The sequence below is a fragment of the Lactobacillus gallinarum genome (assembly GCF_002160635.1).
GTDB lineage: Bacteria > Bacillota > Bacilli > Lactobacillales > Lactobacillaceae > Lactobacillus > Lactobacillus gallinarum.
The window spans coordinates 1-6,589 of record NZ_NFKZ01000054.1; the positions used below are offsets into that span (position 1 = coordinate 1).

The following is a 6,589-nucleotide window of genomic DNA, read 5'->3' on the forward strand; positions in this document are numbered from 1 at the left end:
TCATAGCTATTAAGAGCAGAAAAGGCAAAAGATATTGTTTGATATTGTCTAACAGCTAAGTAGTGCTTAGCATGATAATTGCTTCGATTGCGTCCTACATAAGAGTTGTAGACAAAGCGTTGCGCATCATAGTTTAGCTTGATGATTTTCTTTTGCTTAGAACTAGGATAAAAGCGTAGTTTGATACCAAAATGATAGGCTAAACTGCTCATTCTCTTCATGATTTCGCCTCCTCATAGATTAGATATTTATATTTTACAGGATAAGCGAACATATGTCTCTATTTTTTAATAAAAAAGCTGACTGCTAGGTCAGCTTGGTCCTATCCATCCCCGCATTAAAATACGGGGATTTTCGGGCGCTTTTCGTTAAAAACTTTGGCTCATTTTTGGATCTCAGATTGTTAGTAATAGTGTAAGATATCTGGCCGGCAGGTTGATTACAACAATTCAAATCAAATTATTAAATAAGGTAGGAGAAAATTATGAACTTTGAATTAGCAGAACAATCAATCCAATATACATTTGGCAATAAGAGATACACTAATGGACTTAAGAGTCGCATGATCAAGAACGTGAAGAAGGGCGCTGCAGCTGAATAAGACAAAAATTGGACTACTAATAATAAGGAAATAAGGAGAAAATAAATGGCTACAACTACTAAAACTTTGAAATTAACTTTTTTAAATGGTGAAAATAAGAAGAACAGCATTACTTTAGCTGACGCTGTAGATAACCTTACTGAAGAACAAGTTCGTCAAGCGATGAACACTATTGCATCAGCTAACGTCTTTGAGAAAGACGGTGTTGCATATTACGAAACTCCACAATCTGCTTCATATGTTGAACGTACTGTTAGTGACATCTTTAATGATGGCGCAAATTCTGAATCAGCATCTGCTGATAAGCAAAACTAATCTGTCTTTGCTGTTAGAAATCATTAAAATAATTAGACAATTACTTAGAAAATAAGATAACTACACACAAAAATGTTTTAAAGAAATCGTATAGAAATATTACTTTTTTCAGATGATTTTGTTATATGTTTGTAAAATTTTAAAAAATAAATAAAAAATTAAAGGCGGACGGAAGTCCGCCTTTTCTTGTTATGACTACGATTGAATTAATTGAAAAGTTGAGGGAGGCGAAAATGCGCGGCGGGGTAAGAAAGTGGGCAAATATTACAAAAAGGGATTTTCAATTAATTTAACTTGCTATTTTTTGCTCAGGTTAGTACAATATGAATCGTGGTAAGTAATAGGACGTGCTTCAGGCATGACGCCTGTACGCATGCTGATTCTTCAGCAAGACTACTACCTCGCGAGAGTTATAAACTCGTGGATCCTGCTTCGAAGGGTTTTGTACATTATAGGCTCCTATCACATGCTGAACCTATGGCCTATTACATTTTTTATATTTCAAGGAGGAAAAGACCACATGAAGAAAAATTTAAGAATTGTTAGCGCTGCTGCTGCTGCTTTATTAGCTGTTGCTCCAGTTGCTGCTTCTGCTGTTTCTGTTAACGCTGCAAACTCATCAGCTGTAACCACTGCTACTAACACAGCAAACACTGTAATTAATGCTGGTGGTACCGCAATCAACACTCCAGCTAATGCAAAATACGATGTTGATGTAACCCCTAACCTTACTGCTACTGCAGCTTCTACTGTAAATGGACAAACTATTAACGGTAGCATTACTGGTAACATTACTGCTAGTTACAATGACCAATCATACACTGGTACTTTAGATACTAAGAATGGTAAAGTTTCTGTTACTGATTCAAAGGGTACTCCAGTTACTGACTTTGCAAAACTTACTAATGGTTCATATACTGTTACTGTAAGTGGCGTATCATTCAACTTTGGTACTGCTAACGCAAACAAGACTATCACTCTTGGCTCAAAGAACAGCAATGTTAAATTTGCAGGTGCTGACGGTAAGTTTGCTGATACTGTAAAGGTTGAACTTGGTCAAAATGGTACTTTAACTACCCCAATCTCAGTTCAAGTTTCAAACGTTAACGCACTTGACCTTTCAAATGCTAACGGTATTAACTTCTACAACGTTTCAAACGGTTCACAAGTACATGAAGGTTCAGTTAATGTAACTGCTGGTGTTAACAGTCGTTTGAACGTTTCAACTGTTGCAAGTGAAATCTTAAAGAACTTTGCTGCTTTCCAAGTTTCAAATGGTAAGCTTGAACCTCAAATGCCAGACCAAAAGGCCGTAGTTGCTGATGTTAACGCTGCTTTAAAGGCTGCTAATATCCCAGTTGACAATGGTTGGTTTACTGCTCCAACTTCATTCTCAGTTAATGTAAAGGCAACTTCATCAATTAATGGTGTTGACGCTACTTTACCTGTAACTGTTAATGTTGCTAACGGCAAGGACACTACTGTACCAAGTCAAAGCAAGACTATTATGCACAACGCATACTTCTACGACAAGAACGCTAAGCGTGTAGGTACTGACAAGGCTACCCGTTACAACACTGTTACTGTTTCAATGAACAAGACTAAGTTCTCAAACGGTATCGAATACTACGAAGTAATCGAAAACGGTAAGGCAACTGGCAAGTTCATCAACGCTGACAACATCGATGGTACTAAGCGTACTTTGAAGCACAACGCATACGTTTACAAGACTTCAAAGAAGCGTGCTAACAAGGTTGTTCTTAAGAAGGGTGAAACTGTAACTACTTACGGTGGTTCATACACATTCAAGAACGGCAAGAAGTACTACAAGATCGGTAACGACACTAAGAAGACTTACGTTAAGGTTGCAAACTTTGACTAATATTCTTGGTCAACAAGATAGCTAGTACACGCTAACTAAATAAAGGGAAAACGAGGCATTTGCCTCGTTTTTTCTTTTGCATAAAAATAGCCAGCACGCTTCATGCATGCCAGCTTCTAGGAACTATTTTACTTAATTACAATTTTCACCTAATAATTTTCTTCTACTAACTTCTTAATTTCATCACCAGATAAATCGTTGCCATAAATTTGTACCATTTTTTCAGAAACTTCCTCAGAAGACAGCCCGATTTGTTTAAAAGCTTGAATAGCTCGTATTGTATATTCTATAGCTTTCTTTTTAGTAGCCTTTTCTGCTGCCTTCATCGCAACCTGATTCATTTCATAAGCCAACTTATCCATGTCATCGACCCACTTTCCACTATTAACATAATGATCGATATCCTTTTGCAAGTCGGCAATATAGCCTTGAGCATGGTTAATTACGCCATTCATATAATCCAAGAAATCCAACATCTTTTGGTTAAGATCGCGGTTCTTGCCCTTAGAGTTGAAAACTTTGATATGCATGCCTACGTTAAATTCTATAGTCTTGGTTTTGCGATCAAAGAAATTGAATTCATACATGCTTTCACCCTGATCGAATGGATCATACGTACAGAAAAACACAACGTAAGTAGATTTAAGCTTAGTGTAAGGTTGGCCCGATTTCAAAGTGAAGTTGTTCAACCCCGCAGCGTAATACTGCATGCGTTCTGCTTATTAGTCGTCTGCATTTCGATGTCATAGATACGACCTTTGTCATCTTGTGCCCAGACATCTAAGCGAAAGTTTTTGCTCTCAAGACCAATGTTGCCGTCATATTGAGTGATTACATTAATTTTCTGCAAATTCAACTCAGGATAAGCGCGGCGGAGCAATTCCAAGCAATTTTTCTTCTTGCTCATCACATGGCCAAATACCAGATCTTGCGTAATGCCAGGATATCGAGTTATTCTTTTTCCCATATTTTACCTCATAATAGCTTGTACATCAGTAAAATAGTTCCCACTATTTAGTACGCAAAAAAGGGGCATTTTTTCCTGGCAAAATAAATTATTTCGCCAACATATTCCGCAACTTCATCAGCAAATCATGTTTGAGACGGGTGAGGGTTCTGCGTGAGATGCCGTATTCTGCGGCTAATTCTGTGATCTTCTTGTTAGAAATAAATGATCATAGAAAATAACTTGCTCCATCTTACTCAACTTGTTAACTTCCTGCTTCAAGACAACTAAGTTGTTCCAATCGGCTTCTTCGCCAAGATCGTAAGCTTCATTCATATCTGTGTTACGTTCACATACACGCTGTTCGCGCTTCAGTCTATTCAATGGCTGCCAGAGAACCTTCTTGAAACTTAACTTATCAATTTCCGTGCGAGCCTTGTCGGTAGCTAATTCTTCGAGCATTTCGGTGTAAACAATCAGACCCTCTTGAAATAGATCATCATACAAGTGGTAATCGGGACGGACATGTGCTGCCTTTAGTGCTCCACCAACTAACTTGCGATTTTCCCATGCTTTTCTAAAACCGTAAGGAACTCCTTTTTCTAATGTTTTAGGAAATTAAATTAAGGAATAATTCATCCTTACACAAACTATTTTACGGTCTCACATGTTTATATTAATATGCATAAATATAAGGTTTATGTTATTTATTAGTTATGAATTATAGAAAACGTATAAAAAGCCCATGATTATTGAGATCATGAGCTTTTTAGTGCAAAAGAAAAAACGAGGCAATGCCTCGTTTTCTCGCTTAGTCAATGTTGGCTAATTTTTATTCAAAGTTAGCAACCTTAACGTAAGTCTTCTTGGTGTCAGCACCGATCTTGTAGTACTTCTTGCCGTTCTTGAAGGTGTAAGCACCACCGTAAGTAGTTACTTCAGTACCCTTCTTAAGAACAACCTTGTTAGCACGCTTCTTTGAAGTCTTGTAAACGTATGCGTTGTGCTTCAAAGTACGCTTAGTACCGTCGATGTTGTCAGCGTTGATGTACTTGCCAGTTGCCTTGCCGTTTTCGATAACTTCGTAGTATGAAATACCGTTAGCAAGCTTAGTGGTGTTCATAGCAACAGTTACAGTGTTGTAACGGGTAACCTTGTCAGTACCAACACGCTTAGCGTCCTTGTCGTAGGAGTATGCGTTGTGCATAATAGTCTTGCTTTGACTTGGAACAGTAGCTGGAGTTACGTCCTTACCGTTTGGAACAGTAACAGTAATTGGTAACTTAGCTGAAGCATCATTGTTGTTTGCTGAAACAGTCATTTCAAAAGTAAATGACTTAGGAGCAACAAACCAACCATTAGCATCAACATCAATGTTCATAGCCTTTAAAGCTTCTTTGATGTTGTTGCTGCATGAAATAGTACTTGATTGACTGTTGTACTTGTCACCTGCATTGTTGCGTGCAACATACTTGTTTTCTGCAGCAGCTAAAAATTGAGCAACGTTCATCTTACCAGCATCTGAGCCAGCATCTAAAGTAATGTTACCGCTAGTTACGTTAACGTTAGTTTCTCTGTCGTACCAAGCAACAACAGCTGGGTTAGCAAAGTCCTTAGCAGTTACGTTGATAGCAACTTGGTTCAAGGTTACAATACCGTTTTGGTCAAGCTTAATAGTTCTTGAGTTTGTAACAGTATTGTTTGATGCAAGTTGGAAGAAATCGCCTTCAGGCATAGTTAAAGTGATTTCCTTGTTTGCGTTTTGTGAACCAAAGTTTAAACCAACATGGCTCATTACAACACGGTAAGTTGAACCTGCAGTAAGGTAATGAACATCTTGTAAATTAGTAATTTCCTTGCTACCGTGGAAAAGTTGGATGTTTGAGTATCCAGGCTTAAAGTTTGAGGTAGCAGTAGTACCGTTAAAAGTAGCGTCAAATGATACAGAAATAGCTGCCTTAATTGAACCATGTACTGTGTTTAATGAAACATTTGGCTTAACATTTACAGCATCACCATTAGCTAAAGTAGGTACCTTACCTAATTGAGTAGCGGAAGTAACACTAGCAGCGTTAACGGTGCTTACAGCAGAAGCAGCAACAGGAGCAACAGCTAATAAAGCAGCAGCAGCGCTAACAATTCTTAAATTTTTCTTCATGTGGTCTTTTCCTCCTTGAAATATAAAAAATGTAATAGGCCATAGGTTCAGCATGGAAAGGAGCCTATAATGTACAAAATTCTTCAAAGCAAGATCCATGAGTCTATAACTCTCATGAGGTAGTAGTCATTGCTGAAGAATCAGCATGCGTACAGGCGTCATGCCTGAACCACGTATATTGTGTACGTGATCCTTAAATTTGATTTTAGTGGAGTGATTTTTCGTCTTATATGCTAGGGGTGGATTGGGTGGGTTTATTCCGCCGCGTGTAATCCGGGTCTGAAGATAGAGGATGTTAAGTGTAAGGGATGCAAAAGAAAAAGCCCATGATTTTGAGTAATCATGAGCTTATTTTGAGGCAAAGGCGTTTAAGTGAATGTAGCGAACTGAATCGGAATTATCAAATTTCTCTTTGAATAGGTCGCTTAGCGAGTGTCTACATTCTTTATATTTTTCGAAAGTATAGTGTCGATTTTCATCTTTGTTAAAATTTTTTTGTCTATTAGCAACAGGACAGACTAAATGATATGGATCTATCAAAATTACTATTAAGTTTTGTGTATTATCATTTAATGAAAAACGCCCGAAAATCCCCGTATTTTAATGCGGGGATGGATAGGGCCAAGCTGACCTAGCAGTCAGCTTTTTTTATTCTAAAAATAGAGACATACGTTCGACTTCCCTGTA

Annotated in this window: 7 protein-coding genes and 1 pseudogene; 3 read left to right on the top strand and 5 right to left on the bottom strand. The window is 37.8% G+C overall.

Annotation, left to right across the window (positions count from 1 at the left end; genetic code table 11):
- Positions 1 to 221, bottom strand: a 221-nt coding sequence (locus tag B5E95_RS10055) for a helix-turn-helix domain-containing protein (protein ID WP_162606890.1), incomplete at its 3' end; no start/stop codon positions are given.
- A 263-nt stretch (positions 222 to 484) separates the two neighbouring features.
- On the opposite strand from B5E95_RS10055, the pseudogene B5E95_RS10060 reads away from it, so the two are divergent.
- From B5E95_RS10060 to B5E95_RS10070, 3 genes and pseudogenes are all read left to right on the top strand, one after another.
- Positions 485 to 598 (top strand): annotated as a pseudogene (locus B5E95_RS10060) (DUF1659 domain-containing protein); the annotation flags it as partial.
- A gap of 48 nt (positions 599 to 646) precedes the next feature.
- Positions 647 to 916, top strand: a complete 270-nt coding sequence (locus tag B5E95_RS10065; RefSeq protein WP_087236534.1) for a DUF2922 domain-containing protein — start codon at positions 647 to 649, stop codon at positions 914 to 916.
- 520 nt (positions 917 to 1,436) lie between these two features.
- Positions 1,437 to 2,798, top strand: coding sequence for an SLAP domain-containing protein (locus tag B5E95_RS10070; protein WP_087236536.1), 1,362 nt, complete (start codon positions 1,437 to 1,439; stop codon positions 2,796 to 2,798).
- Between the two features lie 149 nt (positions 2,799 to 2,947).
- Here the strand turns inward: B5E95_RS10070 and B5E95_RS10075 are convergent, their stop codons facing one another.
- The 4 genes from B5E95_RS10075 to B5E95_RS10090 all read right to left on the bottom strand — a co-directional run bounded on the left by B5E95_RS10075 (position 2,948) and on the right by B5E95_RS10090 (position 5,902).
- Positions 2,948 to 3,508 carry a hypothetical protein gene (locus tag B5E95_RS10075; protein WP_241146356.1) on the bottom strand — a complete coding sequence of 187 codons (561 nt, stop codon included), beginning with the start codon at positions 3,506 to 3,508 and terminating at the stop codon, positions 2,948 to 2,950.
- Positions 3,484 to 3,765 carry a hypothetical protein gene (locus B5E95_RS10080; protein ID WP_087236538.1) on the bottom strand — a complete coding sequence of 94 codons (282 nt, stop codon included), beginning with the start codon at positions 3,763 to 3,765 and terminating at the stop codon, positions 3,484 to 3,486. The genes B5E95_RS10075 and B5E95_RS10080 overlap by 25 nt, the downstream gene beginning before the upstream one ends.
- 174 nt (positions 3,766 to 3,939) lie before the next feature.
- Positions 3,940 to 4,251, bottom strand: coding sequence for a hypothetical protein (locus tag B5E95_RS10085; RefSeq protein WP_143437600.1), 312 nt, complete (start codon positions 4,249 to 4,251; stop codon positions 3,940 to 3,942).
- 325 nt (positions 4,252 to 4,576) lie between these two features.
- Positions 4,577 to 5,902 carry an SLAP domain-containing protein gene (locus B5E95_RS10090; protein ID WP_087236540.1) on the bottom strand — a complete coding sequence of 442 codons (1,326 nt, stop codon included), beginning with the start codon at positions 5,900 to 5,902 and terminating at the stop codon, positions 4,577 to 4,579.
- Between the last annotated feature and the right edge of the window lie 687 nt (positions 5,903 to 6,589).